The 22,686-nt window shown below is 71.9% G+C and carries 20 protein-coding genes; 8 read left to right on the top strand and 12 right to left on the bottom strand.

Annotated elements, in window-relative coordinates; translation table 11 throughout:
- The first annotated feature begins 48 nt into the window (after positions 1-48).
- On the top strand, positions 49-1,275 hold the full coding sequence (locus LCN96_RS11390) for an IS701 family transposase (protein ID WP_225275962.1): 1,227 nt from the start codon (positions 49-51) through the stop codon (positions 1,273-1,275).
- 513 nt (positions 1,276-1,788) lie between these two features.
- On the opposite strand, the gene LCN96_RS11385 is transcribed toward LCN96_RS11390, so the two are convergent.
- From LCN96_RS11385 to LCN96_RS11375, 3 genes are read right to left on the bottom strand one after another with little or no spacing between them, the layout of a single operon-like run.
- Positions 1,789-2,202: an ASCH domain-containing protein gene (locus LCN96_RS11385; protein ID WP_225272563.1), complete on the bottom strand. Its 414-nt coding sequence runs from the start codon at positions 2,200-2,202 to the stop codon at positions 1,789-1,791.
- A 10-nt stretch (positions 2,203-2,212) separates the two neighbouring features.
- Positions 2,213-3,235: a hypothetical protein gene (locus LCN96_RS11380; RefSeq protein ID WP_225272562.1), complete on the bottom strand. Its 1,023-nt coding sequence runs from the start codon at positions 3,233-3,235 to the stop codon at positions 2,213-2,215.
- A gap of 45 nt (positions 3,236-3,280) precedes the next feature.
- On the bottom strand, positions 3,281-4,087 hold the full coding sequence (locus LCN96_RS11375) for a DMT family transporter (protein WP_225272561.1): 807 nt from the start codon (positions 4,085-4,087) through the stop codon (positions 3,281-3,283).
- Positions 4,088-4,457: 370 nt separating this feature from the next.
- Here LCN96_RS11375 and LCN96_RS11365 point away from each other — a divergent pair, with 370 nt between their 5' ends.
- The 7 genes from LCN96_RS11365 to LCN96_RS11335 all read left to right on the top strand — a co-directional run bounded on the left by LCN96_RS11365 (position 4,458) and on the right by LCN96_RS11335 (position 10,433).
- Positions 4,458-5,858, top strand: a complete 1,401-nt coding sequence (locus LCN96_RS11365; protein ID WP_225272559.1) for an aminotransferase-like domain-containing protein — start codon at positions 4,458-4,460, stop codon at positions 5,856-5,858.
- 10 nt (positions 5,859-5,868) lie between these two features.
- Positions 5,869-6,381: a CGNR zinc finger domain-containing protein gene (locus LCN96_RS11360; RefSeq protein WP_225272558.1), complete on the top strand. Its 513-nt coding sequence runs from the start codon at positions 5,869-5,871 to the stop codon at positions 6,379-6,381.
- 164 nt (positions 6,382-6,545) lie between these two features.
- Positions 6,546-7,034, top strand: coding sequence for a GNAT family N-acetyltransferase (locus tag LCN96_RS11355; protein WP_080042081.1), 489 nt, complete (start codon positions 6,546-6,548; stop codon positions 7,032-7,034).
- A 15-nt stretch (positions 7,035-7,049) separates the two neighbouring features.
- Positions 7,050-7,925 (top strand): 1,4-dihydroxy-2-naphthoate polyprenyltransferase, encoded by an 876-nt coding sequence (locus tag LCN96_RS11350; protein WP_225272557.1) that lies wholly within the window; start codon positions 7,050-7,052, stop codon positions 7,923-7,925.
- Between the two features lie 9 nt (positions 7,926-7,934).
- Positions 7,935-8,933, top strand: coding sequence for an adenosine deaminase (locus tag LCN96_RS11345; RefSeq protein ID WP_225272556.1), 999 nt, complete (start codon positions 7,935-7,937; stop codon positions 8,931-8,933).
- A 70-nt stretch (positions 8,934-9,003) separates the two neighbouring features.
- Positions 9,004-9,708, top strand: a complete 705-nt coding sequence (locus tag LCN96_RS11340; RefSeq protein ID WP_225272555.1) for a GAF and ANTAR domain-containing protein — start codon at positions 9,004-9,006, stop codon at positions 9,706-9,708.
- Positions 9,709-9,839: 131 nt separating this feature from the next.
- On the top strand, positions 9,840-10,433 hold the full coding sequence (locus tag LCN96_RS11335; protein ID WP_225272554.1) for an XRE family transcriptional regulator: 594 nt from the start codon (positions 9,840-9,842) through the stop codon (positions 10,431-10,433).
- On the opposite strand, the gene LCN96_RS11330 is transcribed toward LCN96_RS11335, so the two are convergent.
- From LCN96_RS11330 to LCN96_RS11290, 9 genes are all read right to left on the bottom strand, one after another.
- Complete coding sequence (locus LCN96_RS11330; protein WP_225272553.1) at positions 10,430-12,193, bottom strand: ABC transporter ATP-binding protein; 1,764 nt, start codon at positions 12,191-12,193, stop codon at positions 10,430-10,432. The genes LCN96_RS11335 and LCN96_RS11330 overlap by 4 nt on opposite strands.
- A 73-nt stretch (positions 12,194-12,266) precedes the next feature.
- Complete coding sequence (locus tag LCN96_RS11325; RefSeq protein WP_225272552.1) at positions 12,267-13,070, bottom strand: ABC transporter permease; 804 nt, start codon at positions 13,068-13,070, stop codon at positions 12,267-12,269.
- On the bottom strand, positions 13,067-13,981 hold the full coding sequence (locus LCN96_RS11320; protein ID WP_225272551.1) for an ABC transporter permease: 915 nt from the start codon (positions 13,979-13,981) through the stop codon (positions 13,067-13,069). The genes LCN96_RS11325 and LCN96_RS11320 overlap by 4 nt, the downstream gene beginning before the upstream one ends.
- Entirely contained in the window at positions 13,978-15,828 is a 1,851-nt protein-coding gene (locus LCN96_RS11315; RefSeq protein WP_225272550.1) for an alpha/beta hydrolase family protein, read from the bottom strand. The genes LCN96_RS11320 and LCN96_RS11315 overlap by 4 nt, the downstream gene beginning before the upstream one ends.
- Positions 15,801-17,420, bottom strand: a complete 1,620-nt coding sequence (locus tag LCN96_RS11310; RefSeq protein ID WP_225272549.1) for an ABC transporter substrate-binding protein — start codon at positions 17,418-17,420, stop codon at positions 15,801-15,803. The genes LCN96_RS11315 and LCN96_RS11310 overlap by 28 nt, the downstream gene beginning before the upstream one ends.
- A 133-nt stretch (positions 17,421-17,553) precedes the next feature.
- Positions 17,554-18,033, bottom strand: a complete 480-nt coding sequence (locus LCN96_RS11305) for a GNAT family N-acetyltransferase (protein ID WP_225272548.1) — start codon at positions 18,031-18,033, stop codon at positions 17,554-17,556.
- A gap of 139 nt (positions 18,034-18,172) precedes the next feature.
- Entirely contained in the window at positions 18,173-18,910 is a 738-nt protein-coding gene (gene dapB, locus LCN96_RS11300) for a 4-hydroxy-tetrahydrodipicolinate reductase (RefSeq protein WP_225272547.1), read from the bottom strand.
- Positions 18,911-18,919: 9 nt separating this feature from the next.
- Positions 18,920-20,230, bottom strand: coding sequence for a M16 family metallopeptidase (locus LCN96_RS11295; protein WP_225272546.1), 1,311 nt, complete (start codon positions 20,228-20,230; stop codon positions 18,920-18,922).
- A complete protein-coding gene (locus LCN96_RS11290; protein ID WP_225272545.1) occupies positions 20,227-22,566 on the bottom strand; it encodes a polyribonucleotide nucleotidyltransferase in 2,340 nt (779 codons plus the stop codon). Before LCN96_RS11290 ends, LCN96_RS11295 begins: the two co-directional genes overlap by 4 nt.
- Between the last annotated feature and the right edge of the window lie 120 nt (positions 22,567-22,686).

The raw sequence follows: 22,686 nt of genomic DNA, 5'->3' as shown, positions 1-22,686 counted from the left end.
AGCCACAGCGTAGACCCTGACAGCTGGATGGTCATCTTCAACGAGCTGATGGCTCGGATCGCCGGCCGGTTCGGCCGCGTCGAACCGCGGCGTGCGGCAACCGCCTATGTGCGTGGGCTACTGGCCGACATCGACCGCAAGAACTGCTGGAACCTGGCCGAACACGCCGGGCTGGCCGGGCCGCAGGCGCTGCAGCGGCTGCTGCGCACCGCCCGCTGGGACGCCGACGCGGTGCGCGACGACGTCCGCGATTTCACCGTCGACCGGCTCGGACCCGACGGCGTGCTGATCGTGGACGAGACCGGGTTCGTCAAGAAGGGTGTCGGTTCGGCTGGGGTGCAGCGGCAATACAGCGGCACCGCGGGCCGGATCGAAAACTGCCAGATCGGCGTGTTCCTCGCCTACGCCACCCCGGCGGGACGCGCGCTGCTGGACCGGCGGCTCTACCTGCCCGAGCACACCTGGCTGGCCGACCCCGGCCGCTGCCTCGCGGCAGGTGTCCCGGACGAGATCGCCTTCGCCACCAAGCCCGCCCTGGCCACGGCCATGGTGCTGGCCGCCCTCGAGGCCGGCGTGCCCGCCCACTGGGTAACCGGCGATGAGGTCTACGGCCAAGACCCGCGCCTGCGCGCCGCCCTGGAGGAGCGCCGGCTGGGGTACGTGCTGGCGATCGCGGGCAACCGGCGGGTCGAACTCGAGGGCGCCCAGGTGAGCGCGGCCGAGGTCGCCACGCGAGTGTCCGATCAGCACTGGCACCGCTACCGCGCCGGTCAAGGCGTCAAGGGCCCCCGCTGGTACGCCTGGGCCTGGGCACGGATCGACGAAAGCGACGCCCACGGATATCGGTGGCTGCTGATCCGACGCAACCTGGCCACCGGCGAGCTGGCGTTCTACCGCTGCTACGCACCCACCCGGCAACCCCTGATGGCCCTGGTAAAGATCGCCGGGAGCCGATGGGCGGTCGAGGAATCCTTCCAAGCCGCCAAGGGCCAGATCGGGCTGGACCATTACCAGGTACGCGGCTGGACGGCCTGGCACCGGCACATCACCTTGGCCATGCTCGCGCTGGCCCTGCTGGTGGCCGTCGCCGCCGCCCAGCCACCCAGTGACCAGGACCGCATCCCGCTGACACTGCCCGAGATCCGCCGGCTGCTCGCCGTACTCGTGCTGACCTGGCACCGCTCGATCACCCATGTCCTGCGCTGGTCAGACTGGCGCCGCCGACACCAAGCCACCGCCCGACGCTGCCACTACCAGCGCAGATCCGAGCCATGATCGCGAAATGTCACTGGAGTATTAGGTGGCGTGCCATGCGCTCAGGGGCCGACGGTGGTGACGGTGACGTGTCATCGGCTAAGGAGCCGACGGTGGTGACGTGCCATGGGCTTGGGGGACGTGCCATCAAGGTGACGGGGCTGGGCACGTGCCCGACGGCGACGGCAAGGCCGATTCGAGGGGGCAGGCGGAATGGAGGGCGAAGGCCGCGGGCCGAGCTAGGAGTGCGGGGCGCGTGAGGGGCATGTGAGGTTTTGACGCACGTGAGGACCTTGGGGCACGTGACGACTCTGGGCACGTGAGGACTCTGGGGCGAGCGCACGCGCGGGCGGGGCGAGAAGTTCGGGGCGCGCGAGAAGTGCGGAAGCGCGCAAGAGGTGCGGGGTGAGCAAGCTCGTCGGCCGATCGAGGAGCGTAGGACGAGATCCGCTCAGGCCAGGAGCGGGACGCGCCGATGGTGGAAGCCTGCGCCGGACGCTGACCGACCGCCGCACTGCGAGCGCGCCACCCCGATCACGAAGCAGCATGAGCAGAGGACACGAGGCGAAACCAGAGGCACACCACCGTAGTCCTGTCCTCGACCTCATACCCCACCCCCGCCCAATACCGCCGATGGGTCTCCCGCCAATCAGCAACCGACCCATACCCCTCCCCCTCGGCCTCGGCGAACTCCCACCCCACTTCGGCGAACGGCGTCAGCTCGACCCGGGTTATCTCAATTTCCCCCACCCGCTCACCCGAAGAATCAACGAGCACAAGCCGCTCACCGACCCGCTCGACTTCCTCCCCCTCAGCCTCGTAGTCGAGCGGCAGAATGCCCGCCGTCGCTTTCTTGGCACCCGACAATGCCAGCCCGGTAAGCTCGGCCCGGACCTTCCCCGGGGTGCCGAGCTCCATCACCCTCAGCCCGTCGATGCGTGGCCACATGCCACCCATCCTAGAAGACCGGAATAATTTCCTCCGGGTCGATGAAATCGACGTGCACACCCTCCAGGTTCAGCTCGGGAATGGCCGGGAACGCGATTCCCCACCGCTCCACGATGGCGCGGATGTGGGCCATCGCCACGCGCCAGTTCTCCTTCTGCTCCTCGAACGACAGGACGCCGAGCCCCGCCTGCCTGGCGTGGTCCATCAGGACGCGGTGGTTGTCCAGGAAGTACGGCGGCAGCTCCCAGAAGCCCTCGGGCGGCTCCCACAGGATCATGCTGAGGAAGACGAAGCCCGCTCTCAGCTGGCGGGTGATGAGGGCGCGGGTCTCGTCGGTGAGGCCCGGCCATTCGTTCTCCAGGATGGTCATGCAAATCTTCAGATGGCGCGCCTCGTCGCGGCCGATGCGCTCGAACATCTTGCTGAAGACCGGATGGGTGGTGCCCGACGACATGCCTCTGAACAGGGTGGACGCGGCCATCTCGCCCATCATGAAGCTGGTGAACAGCACGGGCAGGGAATACTTGCCGACGGCCGAGTTGTAGCCGGTCCAGTAGCGGCCGCCGTTGTGGTAGAGCCAGCCGATGTTGTTGTGGGCGGCCGATTCGAGGTCGTCGGACGGGGTCCAGTCGAGCGGGCCGCCCGGCCAGAGCTTGGCGATGGTGCGCTGGCAGCACTCCTCGTGGTTCATCTCGTCACGGGTGATCGAGAAGAAGCACTTCCTGACCGGGTCCTCCTCGTGCTTCTCGAAGGCCTGGATGGTGGCGCGGGCGAACACCGCCGGCCCCGAGGCGTCGAAGTTCGCCAGCACGGCGAACCAGTACATGACGCCCAGGCGCTGCTCCCTGGTGAAGTCGCTCGGGTCGAGGCCGTCCCAGGGCAGGTCGGCCGGGTTCCAGAGCTCGCGCTTGGACTTCTCGTAGATGGCGGCGAGCTTCTCCGTCTCCACCCGCCATTCCATGGGATAGATGTTGGGCTGCGGGATCTCCGGCGCCGGCCAGAACCCGCCCTCTGGGATCGTGAGGTCCGCCATGTTGTGACACCTCCTCTGCCATCCTGCGGGGCGGCGTCACGGCTTTCAAGTACGGGCGCGCTGGGTGATGGCCACGCACACCAGGACGGCCAGCGCCGCCACCACGGTCAGCGGCCCGAACCGCTCCCCCATCAGGAACCAGGCCCAGACGAGCGTCATCAGGGGCTGGGTGAGCTGGGTCTGCCCCGCTCTGGCGATCCCGCCTCTGGCCAGGCCCGCGTACCAGGGGATGAAGCCCACGAACATGGAGATCACCGACACGTACGCGAAGCCCGCCAGGGCCTCGCCCGTGACGGTGATCGGGGTGGTGGCGGCGAGGACCGCCGTGACGGGGACCGTCAGGGGGAGCGAGAGGACCAGGGCGTGGGAGATGACCCGCCAGCCCGGGGTGTGCTTGGCCAGGCGGCCGCCCTCCGTGTAGCCGATCGCCGCGGAGCCGAGGGCGCCGAGGAGGAGCAGGTCGGGCCAGGACGGCCGGCCCTGGTGCTGGATGAGGGTGAAGGCGGTGATGGCGGCGGCGCCGGTCGTACAGCCGACCCAGAACAGGGGGCGGGGGCGTTCCGAGGCGCGTAGGACGGCGCAGGCGGCCGTGGCGGCCGGGAGGAGGCCGACGATCACGGCGGAGTGGGCGGTGCTGGCGCCCAGGGCGAGGGCGAGGCTGCTGAAGACGGGGAAGCCGATGACGACGCCCAGGATGATCAGGGCGTAGGCGGGCCACTGCGATCTGGGTGGGAGGAGGGGGTGCCGGGCGGCTTTCAGGCAGATCACGGCGATGGCGCCTGCTATGACGGCCCTGCCCACCGCCACCAGCCACGGGTCGAAGCCGCGGATTGCGTAGACGGTGGCCGGCATGGAGCCCGAGAACGCCAGGACGCCGAGGAAGGCCAGCCCCGTCCCGCCGCGCCGGCCCGAAGGCCCGTCCGAGAGCCGACCCGAGAGCCGACCCGAGAGCCGACCCGAGAGCCAACCCAAAAGCCGACCCGAGGGGCTGCCAGAGAGGCTGCCGGAGCGCACGCCCACGAGCGCGCCGTCCCGGCGCACAAGCTGGTCGCCCGTGCTGGTGTCTGCGACTGTGCCGGTGCCGGTGCTGGTGCTGGTGCCTGAGACTGTGCCGGTGCCTGTGCCGGTGCCTGCGACCGCGCTGGTGCCGACGCCCGCGCCGGTGCCTGCGTCCGGCGGGACCGCTACTCCCCCAACCCCAGTAGCGCTATTCTCAACTTTCATGACCAACGATAGCAGTATCGCCCAGATCGCCGCGATACTGCGCGAAGAGGCCGACCGCCTAGGCCCAGGCGCCCGCCTCCCCTCCAGCCGCGAGATCATGCGCCGCCACAACGTCAGCCCCGTCACCGTCTCCAGAGCCATCGGCCAACTGGCGGCGGAGGGCCGGGTGGTGACGAGGCCAGGCAGCGGCGCCTTCGTGACGCAGCGGACCGGCCACGCGCAGGACGCCCCCGACCTCTCCTGGCAGACCGTCGCGTTGGGCGACCGGGTGGTGGACGAGGGGCCGGTGTCGGTGCTGCTGGGCGCGGCTCCCGAGGGGGTGGTGCCGCTGACCGGCGGGTATCTGCGGCCGGGCCTGCGCCCGGACAGGCAGCTGGCCGCCGCCGCGGCGCGGGCGGTGCGCAGGCCGGACGCCTGGGCGATGCCGCCGCTGACGGGCCTGCGGGAGCTGCGGCGCTGGTTCGCGACGCAGGCGGGCAGCGACGTGACGGAGGCCGACGCACTGGTGGTGAGTGGCGGCCAGGCGGCGCTGACGCACGCGTTCAGGGCGCTGGCGGCGCCGGGGACGCCCATCCTGGTCGAGACGCCCACCTACCCGGGCGCGCTGGCGGCGGCCAGGGCGGCCGGGCTGCGGGCCACGGCCGTGCCCATGGACCGCGACGGCGTACGCCCTGAGCTGCTGGCGGAGGCGTTCGCGGTCACCGGGGCGCGGGTGTTCTTCTGCCAGCCGACCCTGCACAACCCCACGGGCGCCACCCTGCCGCCGGAGCGCAGGGAGCAGGTGCTGGAGGTGGCCAGGGCGGCGGGGGCGTTCGTGGTGGAGGACGACTACGCCCGGTATCTGACCGCGCAGCCGCCCGCGTCCCTGGCCTCGATGGACCGGCACGGCACCGTGGTGCACATCGTGTCGCTGACCAAGATCCTGTCGCCGAGCATGCGGGTGGCGGCCGTCATCGCCAGGGGCCCGGCGGCGCACCGGCTGCGGGCGAGCCAGCTCGTGGAGTCGTTCTTCGTGGCGCGGCCTCTGCAGGAGACGGCGCTGGAGTTCGTGGGGTCGCCGGCCTGGCGGCGGCACCTGACGGCGGTGCACGGCGAGATCGCGACGCGCCGCGACGCGCTCGCGGCGGCCCTGGCCGAGCTGCTGCCGGAGGCGGAGCCGCACCTGCTGCCCGCGGGCGGGATGCACCTGTGGGTCCGGCTGCCCGCCGAGGTGGACGAGACCGCACTGGTGGAGGCCGCCAGGCGGAACGGGGTGCTGGTCAGCCCCGGCCGGTTGTACTACGCGTCGGAGCCGCCGGGGCCGCGGATCAGGCTCACGCACATGGCCGCCGCGCATCTGGCGGAGCTGCGCGAAGGGGTCAGGAGGCTCGCCGAGGCACTGGCGATCACGGGGAAGTAGAGTGGCGGGCATGCCGTACCCCGCGGAGCTCGTACGAGACTTCGTGAACACGTTCGATGTGGAAACCCAAGCGGACGAGCTGTCCTCCCCCGCCGAGCTGGCGGTGTGGCTGCGCGAGCGCGACCTCGTCGGCCCGCGCGACCGCGCCACCGACGACGACCTGCAGACCGCGCACGCGCTGCGCGAGGGCCTGCGTGCCGCGCTCAGACGCGAGCGGGCCGAGCTGCCGGACCTGCCGCTGCGGGTGGAGGTGCGGGGCGGGGCGCCGGAGCTGGTGCCGGCGGTCGCCGGGGTGCGGGGCGGGCTGGCCAGGATCGCGGCGGCGCCGCTGGGCGCGACGTGGGACCGGCTGAAGGTGTGCGCGGAGGAAACCTGTCAGTGGGCGTTCATCGACTTGTCGAAGAACCGTTCCCGCTCGTGGTGTTCGATGCGGGTATGCGGCAACCGCACCAAGACACGGGCTTACCGGGCGAGGAAGCGGGGTTCGCGTCGTCTCCAAGCCTCAAACACCGATACGGTGTAACTCGTGCCTTGTGGCATGAACGGCAGGCGAAGGAGCGGGCCGAGATGGCAGACGTAGGCGTCCGGGCGGCCCGGCGCGAGGATGTGCTCCAGGTAGCGAATTGTCAGATCCGCGCCTGGCGCTACGGCTATCGGGACTTCCTCCCCGAGGGCCCACTCGAGCAGATGACTGGCGCGGCGGCCGAGAAGATGTGGCTGCGCCAGTGGGACGAGGCGATCGTCGCCCCGCCCAGCCCCATGCACCGGGTGCTGGTGGCGGTGGAGACCATCCTCGACACCGAGGGCTTTCCCGCTCTCGGCGCGGGCGGAAGTGCCGCCCTGGTCACCCCGCGTGGCGGGGAGCGCGTGGTCGGGCTCGTCTCCCATGCGCCCGCCGAGGACCCCGATCTCGACCCCGGACGGGTGGCCGAGATGCTGACGCTGCTGGTCGACCCCGACTTCGTCCGGCGGGGCCACGGCAGCCGCCTGCTCAACGCCACCGTCGACTACATGCGCGAGGACGGCTTCCGTCAGATCGTCACCTGGGTCTTCGCGGAGAACTACGCGATGCTCGGTTTCCTGGAGTCGGCGGGATGGGGCGAGGACATGGCGGAGCGCGTCCTCGACATGGGCCGCCCGGTCCGGATGATCAGGCTCACGACCGACATCAGCTAGAGGTAGAACGACAACATGGCAACCCCCGCCCAGTGGATCGCCGGAGCACGCCCGCGCACGCTGCCGAACGCCGTCGTGCCCGTCATGGTGGGCACCGGCGTGGCCATCGGCGAAGGCGGATTCGTGTGGTGGCGGGCGGTCCTGGCCCTGCTCGTGGCGCTGTCGCTGCAGATCGGCGTCAACTACGCCAACGACTACAGCGACGGCATCCGCGGCACCGACGACCAGCGGGTCGGCCCGATGCGGCTGGTCGGCTCGCGCGCGGCCACGCCCCGTGAGGTGCTGACGGCCGCGCTGGGCTGCTTCGCGCTCGCCGCGGTGCTGGGCCTGGTCCTGGTGCTGGTGACGCGGGCGTGGTGGGTGCTGCTGGTGGGCGCGGCGGCGATCGCCGCCGCCTGGTTCTACACCGGCGGCAAGCGCCCGTACGGTTACCGCGGCCTGGGCGAGGTGGCCGTGTTCGTCTTCTTCGGGGTCGTGCCCGTGGTCGGCACGGCGTACGTGCAGACGGAGCAGCTGAGCTGGGCGGCGCTGATCGCCTCGATCCCGGTGGGGCTGCTGTCGTGCTCGATGCTGGTGGTCAACAACCTGCGCGACGTCGGCACGGATGGGCAGTCGGGCAAGCGCACGCTGGCGGTGCTGCTGGGGGCCGAGCGTACGCGCACGCTGTACGTGGCCTGCCAGGTGCTGCCGTTCGTGGTGGCGCTGGCGATGGTGCCGATCACGCCGTGGGCGGCGCTGGTGCTGCTGGCCGTGCCGCTGGCGATCGCCCCGATCAGGGCTGTGCTGGGCAAGGCCGTGGGGCCGGCGCTGATCGCGGTGCTGCAGCAGACGGGCAAGCTGCAGCTGGCCTACGGCACGCTCTTCGCGGTGGGGCTGGCGATCATCTTCTAGGGTGGGACGGTGAAGGATTTCATCGCCGCGCTGCCCAAGTGCGAGCTGCACCTGCACATCGAGGGCACGCTGGAGCCCGAGCTCAAGTTCGAGCTGGCTGCGCGCAACGGTCTGGAGCTGCCCTACTCCTCCGTGGAGGAGATGCGGGCCGCCTATACCTTCGACAGCCTGTCCTCGTTCCTGACGATCTACTACGAGGGCATGAAGGTGCTGCGCACCGAGCCCGACTTCTACGACCTGGCCATGGCCTACCTGCGCAGGGCCGCCGAGCAGAACGTCCGGTACGCGGAGATCTTCTTCGACCCGCAGGCGCACACGTCGCGCGGCGTGCCGTTCGACGTGGTGATCAGGGGGCTGCGGCGGGCGCTGATGGACGCGCACGCGCAGCTCGGGGTGCGGGCCCAGCTCATCATGTGCTTCCTGCGCGACTTCCAGGCCGAGTACGCGATGGCGACGCTGCTGGAGTCGCTGCCGTACAAGGAGTGGATCGCCGGCATCGGGCTCGACTCCGACGAGCGGGGCAACCCGCCGCGCAAGTTCGCCGCCGTGTACGAGCGGGCCAGGCAGGAGGGCTACCTGCTGACCATGCACTGCGACGTCGACCAGGACGACGCGATCGAGCACATCCGGCAGGCCATCGAGGAGATCGGCGTCGACCGGATCGACCACGGCGTCAACATCCTGGAGGACCAGCGGCTGGTCGAGGTCGTGCTGGCCCGCGGCATGGGGTTGACCTGCTGTCCGATCAGCAACGGCTACGTCACCGACTCGATGAAGGCCGAGGGCATCCGCAAGCTGATGGACCTGGGCGTGCGGGTGACGGTCAACTCCGACGACCCGGCCTACTTCGACGGCTACGTGCAGGAGAACCTGCTCGCCCTGCAGGAGGCGCTCCAGCTCACGCCCGAGGAGCTGGCTCAGCTCCAGCGCAACGCCTTCGAGATCGCCTGGCTGCCCAGGCCGCTCAAGGAGGCCTATCTGGCCGAGATCGACGCCTGCATCTCGTGACGGCGGCGCCGAGCGGCTAGCCTGAAAGTACTCCGAGCGATCGCGAGGGATCGTGGTGAACCGGCCGAGCATGCCCACCGACATCGAGGAGTTCGAGCGGGCGCTCACTGACTGTGTCACCATCGCCGGTCAGGCGATGCCCGACTGCGCGATGCTGAGCATCGCCCTGTGCGGGGAGGACGACATCCACACCGCCGCCTGCTCGCATGCGCGGGCCGAGCTGCTCGACGGGCTGCAGCAGGCCACCGGGCAGGGGCCGATGCTCGACGCGCTCGACACCGGCAAGTCGCTGACGGTGCTCGACCTGCCTTCCGACTCGCGGTGGCCGCGCTTCACGGCGGGGGCCCCTGAGCTGCGGGTGGTGCACTGTGAGCCGCTGGAGTTCGAGGGCACGCTGCTGGGCATGCTCACCGTCTACTCCTGCGACGCCGAGGGGCTGCCCGACGACGCGTGGGTGGCTTTACGGATCACGGCCGCGCACGTTCCCGTGCTGTTCCGTACGGCGCTGGGCGCGGCCCGCATGCGGGAGGTCGCGGCGCAGCTCAAGGAGGCGCTGACCACCCGCGCGATCATCGATCAGGCCCTCGGCATCGTGATGGCGCAGCGGCGGTGCACGGCGCGGGAGGCGTTCGACATCCTCCGGCAGGTCTCCCAGGACAGGAACGTCAAGGTGCACCAGCTCGCGGCCTCGATCGTGGAGAAGGTCAGCGGCCAGCCCCCGCAGCGCCCACGCTTCGAGGAACCGCCGCAGCGCATCTCCAGCCGCAGGACATAATGGCCCCTGTGCCCGGCTCAGGACGCCGCTGCGGGCCTCGTCCGCGCTGCCGCGTCCAAGGTATGGACAGCCCCGCCGGGGGCCGTACCGGGCATCATGGACGAAGCGACGCGAGGAAGGGACCTGACCACGTGCGGCACGACAAGAGCCCCGTCCTGGTGGTGACCCCGGGGCCGGCCGCGGGGGTCAGGGGGGCGATCGCCGGCAACCTGCGGCGCACCCGGCTGGCGCGCGGCCACAGCGTGCGGGAGCTGGCCGAGCTGACGGGGGTGAGCAAGGCGCTCATCTCGCAGATCGAGCGGGGCGTGGCCAATCCGACGATCGAGGTGCTGACCAGGCTGGCGGACGCGCTGGAGCTCACCTTCACCGAGCTGACCAGGACACACCTGCTGGAGCCCGAGGTGATCAGGCGGGGCGAGGGCAGCACCGAGGTGGTCGGCGACACGACGGTGCGCAGCCTGTTCGCGGCGGCCGACCGGCGGCGGTTCGAGCTGGCCGAGGGTGACCTGCCGCCGAGGACGCGCAGCGCCAAGAGCGCGCACGGGCGGGGCTCGATCGAGCACGCCTACGTCGTCACGGGCCAGGTGAGCGTGGAGACCGAGGCCTGGACGGTGCGGCTGGGCGAGGGCGACGCGGTGCGGTTCGCGGCCGAGCTGGATCACGTCTACGTCACCGGCGAGGCGGGCTGCCGGGTGCTGACACTGATCTCCTTCTCCGAGGACTAGGGCCAGGCGCGCGAGCCGTCGGGCACGCTGGCCAGCAGCTCGCGCGTGTAGGGGTGGGAGGGCCCGTCGAGCACCCGCGCCACCTCGCCGCTCTCCACGCACTGCCCGGCCCGCAGCACGTAGAGCCGGTCGGCGAGCTGGCGCACCACGGCCAGGTCGTGGGTGATGAACAGCAGCCCCATCGACAGCCGCTCGCGCAGCCCGGCGAGCAGGGTGAGCACCTGGGCCTGCACCGACACGTCCAGCGCCGAGACCGGCTCGTCGCAGACCAGCAGGCGGGGCTCGCCCGCCACGGCGCGGGCGATGGCCACCCGCTGCCGCTCGCCGCCCGACAGGCCCGCCGGGCGCATCGCGGCCAGGGCGGGGTCGAGGCCCACCAGCTCCAGCAGCGCGGCCACGTCGGGCGGGCGGCCGTCTGCCTGCAGGGCCTCCTTGAGGGTGGCGCGGACGGTGCGGGCGGGGTTGAGGGTGGAGTAGGGGTCCTGGAAGATCATCTGTGCCGTACGGCGGGCGCGGCGGACCGCCCGGCGGGGCAGCCGGGTGTAGTCGGAGCAGTCCTGGCCGTCGAGCAGGATCGTGCCGGAGTCCGGGCGTTCCAGGCCGGTCACGCAGCGGGCCAGGGTGGTCTTGCCGGAGCCCGACTCGCCGACGACGGCCACGATCTCGCCGGGGGCGACGGTGAGGCTGACGCCGTCGAGGGCCGGTCGGCTGGTGCCGCGGTAGGTCTTGCGCAGGTCGCGGATGGCGAGGACGGCGTCGGCGGAGGTGCGCGCGGGCGTGACGACGGCCGGTGGGGGCGGGGGCTGGTCGGGCAGCTCGTCGGCGCGCACACAGGCGGACAGCCACCCCCCGCCCTCCGCCCGCTCACGACGCGCGGGCGCGGGCCGCAGCTCGGGGGTGCCCACGCGGCAGCGGGGGTCGGCGTGCGCGCACCGGTCGGCGAAGCCGCAGCGCCCCGCCACCGCGTCGTGCGCCGGCACGGAGCCGGGCACCGAGGGCAGCACCGCCAGGCGCCGATCGGCGGGCGGCTCGGCGGCCAGCAGCGCCCGCGTGTACGGGTGCCGTGGCCGCGCGCGCAGCTCCGCCGCCGTGCCGATCTCCACGACGCGCCCCGCGTACATGACGACGATCCGGTCGCACATCGAGAACGCCACCCGCAGATCGTGCGTGATCAGCAGGAACGTCATGTCCCTTGCCCGCTGCACGCGCCGGATGAGCGCCAGCACCTCACGCTGGGTGGTGGCGTCGAGTGCGGTGGTGGGCTCGTCGGCGACGAGGATCCGGGGCCCGGCCGCGAGCGCCGCCGCGAGCCCGACGCGCTGCCGCATCCCGCCGGAGAGCTGGAACGGGTACCGCCCCGCCACCTCGGCCCCGAGCCCGACCTCGGCGAGCAGCCTGGTCACCTCGGCCGCCCGGTCGGCGCCGGCGGGCAGGCCGTCGGCGATCTGCCTGCCTGCCTTGCGCAGCGGGTTGAGCAGCGTGAACGGGTCCTGCATGAGCAGCGACACGGTGCCGCCGCGCAGCCGCCGCATCGTCCGCGGGTCGCCGTCCACGCGGTGCCCGCCGAGGTGGATCTCCCCGGACGACTCCAGCCCGGCGGGCAGCAGCCCGAGCAGCGCCCGCACGGTCAGCGACTTGCCGGAGCCCGACTCGCCCACGATGGCGACCGACTCCCCCGGCGCGGCCTCGAAGGACACGCCGGACAGCAGCGTGCGCCCGGAGGCGGGCTGCCGTACGGTCAGGCCGTTGACGCTCAGCATGTCAGCGTGCCCATCGCGAGGCGTGTCAGCGTGCCTTTCCCGAGGCGTGTCAGCGTGCCCATCGCGAGCCATGTCAGCGTGCCCTTCCGCGCCGCTCGACGCGCTCGTGCAGCCAGTCGCCCACCACGTTGAGCGCGACCGCGGTGGCGATGACGGCCAGGCCGGGGGCGATCACGGCCCACGGGTTGGCCAGCAGTTGCGTACGGTTGTCGGCCAGCGTCCGCCCCCAGTCCGGCGACCCGGCGGGCACGCCGAGGCCGAGGAACGACAGCGACGCCAGCGAGACCAGCGCGTACGCGAAGTTCACGAACGCCTGCGCCAGGCTGACGGAGGCGACGTTGGGCCAGATGTGCCTGGTCATGATCCGCCAGGAGGAGAGGTTCTTGAGCAGGGCCGCCTCCACGTAGGGCCGGTGGCGCTGCTCCAGCACGGCGCCGCGCACGGCCCGCGTGTCCGTGGGCGCGAACAGCACCACCAGCACGGCGATGGCCAGCGCGTACCCGCCGCCGAGCACGCCCGCCACGACGATCGCGACCAGCAGCGCGGGCAGCGAGAACATCAGGTCGGCCCAGCGCATGGCCAGCGTGTCGGCCCAGCCGCCGAAGTAACCGGCGGCCAGCCCGACCAGGTTCCCGATGAGCATGGAGCCGGCGGCCACGGCGAGCGCGCCCGGCACGGCGGTGCGGGCCCCGGCGACCAGCAGCTGCAGCACGTCGCGGCCCAGGTCGTCGGTACCGAGCGGGTGGCCGGGGCCGGGGCCGGTGATGCCGGTCATGAGGTCCTGCGCGGTGGCGCCGGGCACCAGCCAGGGCGAGAACGCGGCCGCCACCCCGGCGACCACGAGCACGGCCAGCGCGACGTACGGTGGCCGCCTCATGGCCGTACCCGGGGATCGACGAGCGAGTAGCCGACGTCCACCAGCAGGTTGACGGCGGCGATGAGCAGGGTGAGCAGCAGGGCGAGCGCCTGCACGACGGGCACGTCCTTGAAGGTCACGGAGTCCACCAGCAGTGACCCCATCCCCGGCAGCGCGAACGTGACCTCCACCAGCACGGTCCCCGCCAGCATCCCGGTGACGACCAGGCCGGTGGCGGTGAGCACGGGCACCAGCGAGTTGCGGGCCGCGTAGTACAGCACGAGCGGCCCGCTGAGCCCGCGCGCCCGGGCGAAGACGACGTAGTCCTGCTCCAGCTCCCGCACCAGCGCGGCCCTGCTGTACCTGACGAGCAGGCCCACCGCGCCCGCCGCCAGCGCGGCGGCGGGCAGCGTGAGGTGCCACAGGCCGCCGGTGCCGTAGACGGGGAACCAGCCGAGCCAGAGCGCGAACACCACGAGCAGCAGCAGCCCGACCGCGAACGGCGGCGCGCTCAGCCCGACGACCCCGGCCGAGACGACGAGCCGGTCGGCGATCCGGCCGCGCCGCAGCGCCCCGAGCACGCCGAGCGGCAGGCCGGCCAGCGCGGCGAGCAGCGTGCCGTAGCCGACCAGGGCGAGCGTGAGCGGCAGCCGCTGGCCGAGCATGTCGGCGACGGGCGCGCCCGTCCTGATGGAGGTGCCCAGGTCGCCGCCGAGCACGCCGCCGAGCCAGCGCAGGTACTGGACGGCGGCGGGGTCGTCGAGGTGGTAGCGGGCCTGGATGGCGGCGATGGTGGCGGGGGTGGCGGGGCGGGTGCCGAGCAGGGTCTGCTGGATGGATCCGGGCGCCAGGTACAGCAGGCAGAACACGCCGACCGACAGCAGCAGCACGACGACGGCGGTGCCCGCGAGCCTGCGCAGCAGGAACCTCACGACACCCCCAGCCAGCTGATCACCCGCCGCGCGGCGTCGGCCCGGTGCGCGGGCTCGACCAGCTCGTGCCCCTCCCGAGGGTAGACGACCAGCTCAGTGCGTACGCCCGCGGCCGACCAGGCCCGATAGAGCTGTTCGGCCTGGCCGAGCGGGGTGGTCCTGTCCTGGTCGCCGTGCACGATGAGCGTCGGCGTGGCGACCTGGGCGGCGTGGTAGACCGGCGAGCGCGCGGCCAGGCTCTCCCTGCCCTCGGGCGTGGCGGGGTCGGCGCCGGCGTGGTAGAGCGGGTCGAAGCCGCCTGCCAGGTTGCTGGCGGTGGCGAAGCTCAGCCAGTCGCTCACGCCCGACAGGACGACGGCGGCGCGGAAGCGGTCGGTGCGGGTGACGGCCCAGGCGGACAGGTAGCCGCCGTAGCTCAACCCCATGATCGACAGGTGCTCCGGGTCGGCGACACCGGTCGCTACCAGGTGGTCCACTCCCCTGAGCACGTCCGTGAGGTCGGCGTCGCCGACCAGGCCGATGACGGCCCGCGCGTACGCCTGGCCGCGTCCGCTGCTGCCGCGCGGGTTGGGCAGCAGCACGGTGGCACCCGCGTGCGCGAGCGGCAGGGCGAGCTGGTTGGACTCGGCGGGCGCGAACGAGCTGGACCACAACCAGGTGGGACCGCCGTGCGCGATGACGACCAGCGGTCCCCTACGGTCGGGGTCGGCGCGCAGGAGGAGGCCGGAGACGGGCAGGCCGTCGTGTCCCGACCAGGTGATCTCCTCCTGGTGCACGGCCAGGGGCGCCAGGTCGGTGTTGAGCGTGGTGACGGGGCGCCAGTCGCCGCCGTCCAGCGAGGCGACGGCGAGCTCGGGCGGTTGCCCGGCCGTCTCCCAGGTGGCCGCGGCCAGCCGGCCCGCCACGGACAGCGAGGGCTGGCCGTCGCGCCCGCCCAGTGTGCCCCAGGCGGTCCAGCGGCTGGTCACGCGGCCGTCCTCGATGACGCCGCCGTGCACGCCGGTGCCCGACCAGCCGGTGAACCACAGGGTGCGCTCGTCCAGCCAGCCGAGGTCGGTGACGTCGTCCAGGTCGGGGATGGGGCGGATCTCGCCGGTGACCAGGTCGGCGTGCATGACGCGGCCCGAGACGATGGACAGGCCCTCGACCACGACCGCGGCCCGGCCGCCCGGTGCCAGTCTGGGGCGGCTGAGCTGCCAGGGGGTGTGGTAAAGGGTGGTGACCTCGCCGGTGCGAGCGTCGGCGAGGTCGAGTCGGGGGCGGTAGTAGCCGGCGGGGGTCTCGTCCGGGGAGGTGACGGCGAGGGCGCGGCCGTCGCGCCAGTCGGCGTCCCACGCGGTCAGGGCGGGGAGCACGAGCTCCCGTGGCCGGTCGTCGCCGATCCGCAGCCAGGACAGGCGGCGCAGGCGGCTGCCCGGCGTCCGGACGAAGGGGTCGCTGGGGTCGGGCACGCGCAGGCCGAGGTGGCTGCCGTCGCGTTCGCTGCCGGGGTCGGCGTGGCGGACCAGCACGGTGCCGTCGGTGTCCGGGACGAGGTCCTCGATCTCGCCGTTCACCTCGGCCTTCCAGACCGGCCGCAGCTCGGCGTCCAGCACCTGCAGGCCGTTCGGGCCGGACGCGAGCAGCAGGCGCCCGTCGGGCAGCCACCTCGTCAGGGCGTGCTCGCCACCAGGCACCGGGGTCAGCGGGCCGCCCAGGGTGGCCACGTGGGCCACGCCGTCGATGACGCAGGCCACGCGGTCGCCGTCCGGGTGCAGTGCGACGGATTCGGGGTAACGCAGGCCGGCCAGCGCGGCGTGCACCTCCAGCGGGTCGCGCATCAGCGGGCGGCCAGCTTCGCGGCCCACGGGCCGACGAAGAAGTAGGGCCCGAAGCCGTCCGCCGTGACGGCCTTGCCGAAGGCGGTGGCCGACTCCCCCCACCACAGCGGCTGGTACGGCACATCAGCGGCGGCCTTGACCAGGGCCTGGCCCAGCAGCTCCCCCCGGGCGGCGTCGTCGGTGCTCGCCTTGGCCTGGTCGAGCAGCCGGGTCACCTCGGCGTCGTCGTACTCGGCGATGTTCGTGCCGTTCGCGCCGGTGGCGCCGCCGTGCAGGAGCTGATGGGCGTACTCGGCGGGGTCGCCGGTGGTGGCGAAGTACCAGCCCAGGTAGATGCCGGAGGCGTGCTTGCCCAGGTCGGCGATCCACTGCTCCAGCGGCACCTCCTTGACCTCCAGGGTGATGCCGAGGCCCCTGAGGTTCTCGGCCAGCGTCAGGGCGGCACGGCCGAGCTGGGGCCCGCTGCTGGGGTAGGTCAGCACGTCGGAGAAGCCCTGCGGGGTGGCCGACAGGGCCAGCTCCGCCTTGGCCTTGGCCAGGTCGAAGCCGTACTGGGGGATGGCCGAGTACAGGTCGGTGACGGCGGCGGAGTCGAGCACGCCGCCCCACTGCGCCGGGTCGGGGATGGTGGCGGCCACCTTGCCGTGCCCGCGCAGGACGCTCCTGACGATGCCCTCCCTGTCCACGGCGTGCGCGACGGCCTTGCGGACGTGCACGTCGTCCCACGGTTGCTTCGCCGTGTTGAACGCGAGCGTGACCAGCGACCGGTCGCCCGCGGCCTTGATCTGGACGCCGGGGATGGCCTGCCACTGGTCGAGCTGCTCGGCGGGCACGTTCAGCGCGACGTCCACGGAGTCGCCGCGCATGGCCAGCAGGCGGGTGGACTCCTCGGGGATGAAGTCGATCTTCAAGCTCGCGAACGGCGCCTTGCCGCCCCACCAGTGGTCGTTGCGCTCCAGCGTGACGTGCGAGTCGGGGGCGAACTCCGCCACCTTGTACGGCCCCGTCCCCAGCAGCCCGCCCTCCGGCGTGCCGATGCGCTCGCCGGTGGCCTCGATGAACTTCTCGCTCGTCACCAGCAGCGTGCCGGGCGACGGCGTCCAGGCGAAGGACGCGTCGGGCTCCTCGAGCGTGATCGTCACCTCGGCGTCGCCGGTGGCCTCGATCCGCTCCACGTTGGCGTAGGCGTAGGCGAACGCGGTGGTCGAGCCCTTCTTGGCGTGCAGGTTCAGGCTGGCGACGACGTCGTCGGCGGTCAGCGGGGCGCCGTCGGAGAATTTGACGCCGGGGCGCAGCCGGTAGACGTACGTGGTCGCGTCCTTCCTGGTCCACGACTCGGCCAGGGAGGGCTGGAGGCTGCCGTCCTGGCCGACCCCGACCAGGGCCTCCTGGACGAGGAGGGCGACGACGTAGTTCATGATGCCCGCCTCCTTGGCCGCGTCCAGCGACCCGATGGAGGAGGGCAGGGCGACTCGGAGCGTGTCCAGGGTGGTGCCGCCCTGACCGGTGGGCGGCGCGGCGGGGTCGTCGGAGCCGCAGGCGGTCGCGAGCGCAGGCAGGGCCGCGACGAGCGCGGCGGCCCGCAGGAGGGAACGCCGGGAGAGGGGCAGTTCGGCCACCGGGGGATCCTCATTTCACACGCCGACCGGCAACCCGCCTACCTGCAGTGTCTACCGGTGAAATCCAACTGGCACATGAGAGTATTCGCTGGTGGCATCGCCGGTCAAACCCACCTGCCGGAGGGGAAATACGTCAGGGCGTGCGGTGCATGACGACGCGGGGGGCGACCTCGATCCCCAGCTCGCGCTCCTGCCGCACGAGGTCGCGCAACCGCGGGCCCCACTCCTGCTCGGGCAGCACGGTGAAGCCGTGCCGCTCGTACCACGGGGCGTTCCAGGGCACGTCGCGGAAGGTCGTCAGCGTCACGCGGGGCGCGCCGGCGGCCCTGGCGTGGTCGAGCACGGCGGTCATCAGGCGCCCGCCGATGCCCTGGCGCATGCTGTCGGGGTGTACGGCGAGCTGTTCGAGGTGCAGGCCGCCGTCGACCCAGCCGATCAGCGCGAAGCCGGCCGGCGGCTCTCCCTCGACGAGCACCGCGCCGGGGTCGCGCACCTCTTCGATCTGGGTCGTGCCGGGCGGGAAGACGATGCCCACCTGTTCGAAGAGCCCGTCCGCGGCCAGCTCGACGGCGACCAGCCCCGGCAGCTCGTTCTTCTCGGCCCATCGCACCATGGCGACACGATCTCATGTTTCGGGCGGATCTCGCCGCTCGTATTAGGGTTGATGATCGTAGGCCCGGCTGTGCGGAGCCGGGACCCTCTCCTCACGACGTGCCCACACCCGAGCGGGTGTGGGCACGTCGTGTGCGGTTTCAGAGATCGAGCAGCGGCTCGAGGCCGACCGTCAGGCCGGGCAGCTCGCGCACCCGGCGCACGCCGAGCAGCACGCCCGGGGCGAACGCCGCCCTGCTCATCGTGTCGTGCCTGATCGTGAGGATCTCGCCGTCGCCGCCGAGCAGCACCTCCTGGTGCGCGATCAGCCCGGACAGGCGCACCGCGTGCACGTGCACGCCGCCGACGTCGGCCCCGCGGGAGCCGTCGAGCGCGGTGGTCGTCGCGTCGGGCATCGCACCCAGCCCCGCCTTGGCGCGCGCCTCGGACACCAGCTCGGCCGTGCGCCGGGCCGTGCCGGACGGCGCGTCGGCCTTGTTGGGGTGGTGCAGCTCCACGATCTCGACGGACTCGAAGTAGCGGGCCGCCTGCTGCGCGAAGTGCATCATGAGCACGGCCGCGATGCCGAAGTTGGGGGCGATCAGGCAGCTCGTGCCCGGATTGGCCGCCAGCCAGCCGCGTACGCTCTCCAGCCGCCCCTCGTCGAACCCGGTCGTGCCCACCACCGGATGGATGCCGTGGCCGATCATCCATTCGAGGTTGCCCATCACCACATCGGGATGGGTGAAGTCGACCACCACCTCGGCGCCGTCGAGCCCCTCGATGGAGTCGTCCTTGTCGAGTGCGGCCACCAACTCCATGTCGGTGGCCGCCTCGACCGCCTTGCACACCTCGACGCCCACGCGCCCCTGGGCGCCGAGCACACCTACCCTGATCACAGGGGAACCCTATCGAACGGCGTCGGAGAAGTCCTTGTCGCCGTACGGGCCGATCACGGCCAGCGTGAGCGGCCGGTTCAGCACGTCGTGCGCCACCGCCGAGATCTCCTCGGGCGTGACGGCCTCGATGCGCGACAGCACCTCGTCCACCGACATGAGCTCGTCGTAGACCAGCTCGTTCTTGCCGATGCGGGACATGCGCGAGCCGGTGTCCTCCAGCCCGAGCACGAGCCCGCCGCGCATCTGCCCCTTGCCGCGCATGATCTCGTCGGCGGTCAGCCCCTCGGCCACCACCCTGGACACCTCGTCGCGGCAGATCTTGAGCACGTCGTCGATCTTCGACGGCAGGCAGCCCACGTAGATGCCGAACTGCCCGGTGTCGGCGTAGGCCGAGGTGTAGCTGTAGGCCGAGTAGGCCAGGCCGCGCTTCTCCCTGATCTCCTGGAAGAGCCTGGACGACATGCCGCCGCCCAGCGCCGCGTTGAGCACGCCGAGCGCGAACCTGCGGTCGTCCGTACGGGCCAGGCCGGTGGTGCCGAGCACCAGGTTGGCCTGCTCGGTGGGCCGGTCGAGCACCGCCACGCCGGAGTGCGTCTCGGCGCCGGGGCCGGTGGTGCGCGGCGGCGCGAACTCGGCGGGGCCGCTCAGCGCGCCCGCCCGCTCGTACGCCCTGGCCACCAGCTCGACGACCTCCTCGTGCCGGACGTTGCCCGCGACGGACACGACCGTGGTACGGGGCCGGTAGTAGCGGCGGTAGTACTCGGCGATCCGCTCCCGCCCGAGGGCGTTGATCGAGTCGACCGTCCCCAGGATGGGCCGGCCGATCGGCGAGTCGCCGTAGAGGGCCGCCGCGAACTGCTCGTGCACCACGTCGGACGGGTCGTCGTCGTGCATCGCGATCTCTTCGAGGATCACGCCCCGCTCGGACTCGACGTCCTCCTCGGTCACCAGCGAGCTGGTCACGACGTCGGCGAGCACGTCGACCGCGATCGGCAGGTCCTCGTCGAGGACCCGCGCGTAGTAGCAGGTGTACTCCTTGGCGGTGAAGGCGTTGATCTCACCGCCGATGCCCTCGATCGAGGCGGAGATCTCCATCGCGTCGCGCGTGGGCGTGCCCTTGAACAGCAGGTGTTCGAGGAAATGGGTGGCCCCCATGTGCTCGGGGGCCTCATCACGCGAGCCGATGCCGACCCACATGCCGACCGCGACGCTCCGCACGGTCGGCATGGTCTCGGTCACCACGCGCAGCCCACCCGGGAGGACGGTGCGCCTTACCACCCCGGCTCCGTCCTTGCCGGGGTGCAGCGTGGTCGTCGTCACGAGTTCCGGTCGTCTCCCTCGGCGGAGCCGCGGGTACGCACACGGGTGCGGGTGCGGCGGGGCCGCTCCTGCTTGTCGTCACCGGCGGCACCGGCGGCCTCGGGCTGCTCGGGAGCCTCGTCGGCGCCGTCACCGGAAGCCGACTTGGCCTCCTTCTCGGCGGCCTCCTTCTCGATGACCTCGACCGGCACCAGCGAGAGCTTGCCGCGGCCGTCGATCTCGGCGATCTCGACCTGGATCTTCTCGCCGACGCTCATGACGTCCTCGACGTTCTCGATCCGCTTGCCGCCGTGCAGCTTGCGGATCTGGGAGACGTGCAGCAGGCCGTCCTTGCCGGGCATGAGCGAGATGAACGCGCCGAAGGCGGCGATCTTGACGACCGTGCCCAGGTAACGCTCGCCGACCTCCGGCATGTGCGGGTTGGCGATGGCGTTGATCGCCGAACGGGCGGCCTCGGCGGAGGGCCCGTCGGTGGCGCCGATGTAGATCGTGCCGTCGTCCTCGATGGTGATCTCGGCGCCCGTGTCGTCCTGGATCTGGTTGATCATCTTGCCCTTCGGGCCGATGACCTCGCCGATCTTGTCGACCGGGACCTTGATGGTGATGATGCGCGGCGCCGTCGGGTTCATCTCCGCCGGGGAGTCGATGGCCTCCTGCATCACGTCGAGGATCGCCAGGCGGGCGCCCTTGGCCTGCTTGAGCGCGCCGGCCAGCACGCTGGCGGGGATGCCGTCGAGCTTGGTGTCGAGCTGCAGGGCGGTGATGACGTCCTTGGTGCCGGCGACCTTGAAGTCCATGTCGCCCATGGCGTCCTCGGCGCCGAGGATGTCGGTCAGGGTGACGTAGGTGTCGCCCTCACCGATCAGGCCCATCGCGATGCCCGCGACCATCTCCTTGAGCGGCACACCGGCGTCGAGCAGCGCCATCGTGGAGGCGCAGACCGAGCCCATCGAGGTGGAGCCGTTGGAGCCGAGCGCCTCGGAGACCTGACGGATCGCGTACGGGAACTCCTCGCGCGTGGGCAGCACGGGGATCAGCGCCCGCTCGGCCAGCGCGCCGTGACCGATCTCGCGGCGCTTGGGCGAGCCCACCCGGCCGGTCTCACCGGTGGAGTAGGGCGGGAAGTTGTAGTTGTGCATGTAGCGCTTGGTCCGCTCGGGGTTGAGCGTGTCGATGACCTGCTCCATGCGCAGCATGTTCAGCGTCGTGATGCCGAGGATCTGGGTCTCGCCGCGCTCGAACAGCGCCGAGCCGTGCACCCGGGGCACCACGTGGACCTCGGCCGACAGGGCGCGGATGTCCTTGGTGCCGCGGCCGTCGATGCGGACGCCCTCGTTGATGACGCGCTCGCGCATGAGCTTCTTCATCACCGAGCGGAACGCGGCGGAGATCTCCTTCTCGCGCCCCTCGAACTCGGGCAGGAGCTTCTCGGCGGCCAGCGCCTTGGTCTTCTCCAGCTCGTTCTCGCGCTCCTGCTTGCCGGCGATGGTCAGCGCGGCGGCCAGCTCCGTCTTGATCGCGGCCTCGACGGCGGCGTAGACGTCGTCCTGGTAGTCGAGGAAGACCGGATACTCGGCCGTCTCCTTGGCCGCGACCCGCGCGATGCGCGACTGCGCCTCGCACAGCACCTTGATGAACGGCTTGGCGGCCTCCAGGCCCTGCGCCACCGTCTCCTCGGTGGGCGCGACGGCGCCCTCGGCGACCAGCTTCAGCGTGTCCTTGGTGGACTCGGCCTCGACCATCATGATGGCGACGTCGCCGTCGTCGAGCACGCGGCCCGCCACGACCATGTCGAACGTGGCCCGCTCCAGCTCGGGGTGCGTCGGGAACGCGACCCACTGGCCGTCGATCAGCGCGACCCGCACGCCGCCGATCGGGCCGGAGAACGGCAGGCCGGCGAGCTGGGTGGACAGCGACGCGGCGTTGATGGCGACCACGTCGTAGAGGTGGTCGGGGTTGAGCGCCATGACGGTGGCAACGACCTGGACCTCGTTGCGCAGGCCCTTGACGAACGACGGGCGCAGCGGCCGGTCGATCAGGCGGCAGGTGAGGATGGCGTCCTCGGAGGGACGGCCCTCACGCCGGAAGAACGAGCCGGGGATACGGCCCGCGGCGTACATGCGCTCCTCGACGTCCACCGTCAGCGGGAAGAAGTCGAACTGCTCCTTCGGCGTCTTCGAGGCGGTGGTGGCCGACAGCACCATCGTGTCGCTGTCGAGGTAGGCGACGGCGGAACCCGCCGCCTGGCGCGCGAGACGACCGGTCTCGAACCGGATCGTACGCGTGCCGAAAGAGCCGTTGTCTATGACGGCTTCAGCAGTGTGGACACCCTCCACGGGGGACCTCCTTGTGGTCGGTCACCCGCGCCCTCTTCTCACCGGCACCCTCGTTAGGTGCAGCGCCGGTCTTCGATCGAAGCGCCCGGTCAAGTGCGTCACTACCGGAAGCCACTACCG

The organism is Nonomuraea gerenzanensis (genome assembly GCF_020215645.1).
Taxonomy (GTDB): domain Bacteria; phylum Actinomycetota; class Actinomycetes; order Streptosporangiales; family Streptosporangiaceae; genus Nonomuraea; species Nonomuraea gerenzanensis.
The sequence above is the reverse complement of the archived record's forward strand: the minus strand, read 5'-3'. Positions and strand labels throughout refer to the sequence as shown.

Coding starts and splice junctions, on each gene's coding strand:
- LCN96_RS11390 (WP_225275962.1), top strand. CDS start 49: ATGGCTCGGATCGCCGGCCGGTTCGGCCGCGTCGAACCGCGGCGTGCG.
- LCN96_RS11350 (WP_225272557.1), top strand. CDS start 7,050: ATGGCAACCCCCGCCCAGTGGATCGCCGGAGCACGCCCGCGCACGCTG.
- LCN96_RS11380 (WP_225272562.1), bottom strand. CDS start 3,235: ATGGCGGACCTCACGATCCCAGAGGGCGGGTTCTGGCCGGCGCCGGAG.
- LCN96_RS11330 (WP_225272553.1), bottom strand. CDS start 12,193: ATGCTGAGCGTCAACGGCCTGACCGTACGGCAGCCCGCCTCCGGGCGC.
- LCN96_RS11360 (WP_225272558.1), top strand. CDS start 5,869: ATGCCGTACCCCGCGGAGCTCGTACGAGACTTCGTGAACACGTTCGAT.
- LCN96_RS11305 (WP_225272548.1), bottom strand. CDS start 18,033: ATGGTGCGATGGGCCGAGAAGAACGAGCTGCCGGGGCTGGTCGCCGTC.
- LCN96_RS11340 (WP_225272555.1), top strand. CDS start 9,004: ATGCCCACCGACATCGAGGAGTTCGAGCGGGCGCTCACTGACTGTGTC.
- LCN96_RS11325 (WP_225272552.1), bottom strand. CDS start 13,070: ATGAGGCGGCCACCGTACGTCGCGCTGGCCGTGCTCGTGGTCGCCGGG.
- LCN96_RS11355 (WP_080042081.1), top strand. CDS start 6,546: ATGACTGGCGCGGCGGCCGAGAAGATGTGGCTGCGCCAGTGGGACGAG.
- LCN96_RS11385 (WP_225272563.1), bottom strand. CDS start 2,202: ATGTGGCCACGCATCGACGGGCTGAGGGTGATGGAGCTCGGCACCCCG.
- LCN96_RS11375 (WP_225272561.1), bottom strand. CDS start 4,087: ATGCCGGCCACCGTCTACGCAATCCGCGGCTTCGACCCGTGGCTGGTG.
- LCN96_RS11365 (WP_225272559.1), top strand. CDS start 4,458: ATGACCAACGATAGCAGTATCGCCCAGATCGCCGCGATACTGCGCGAA.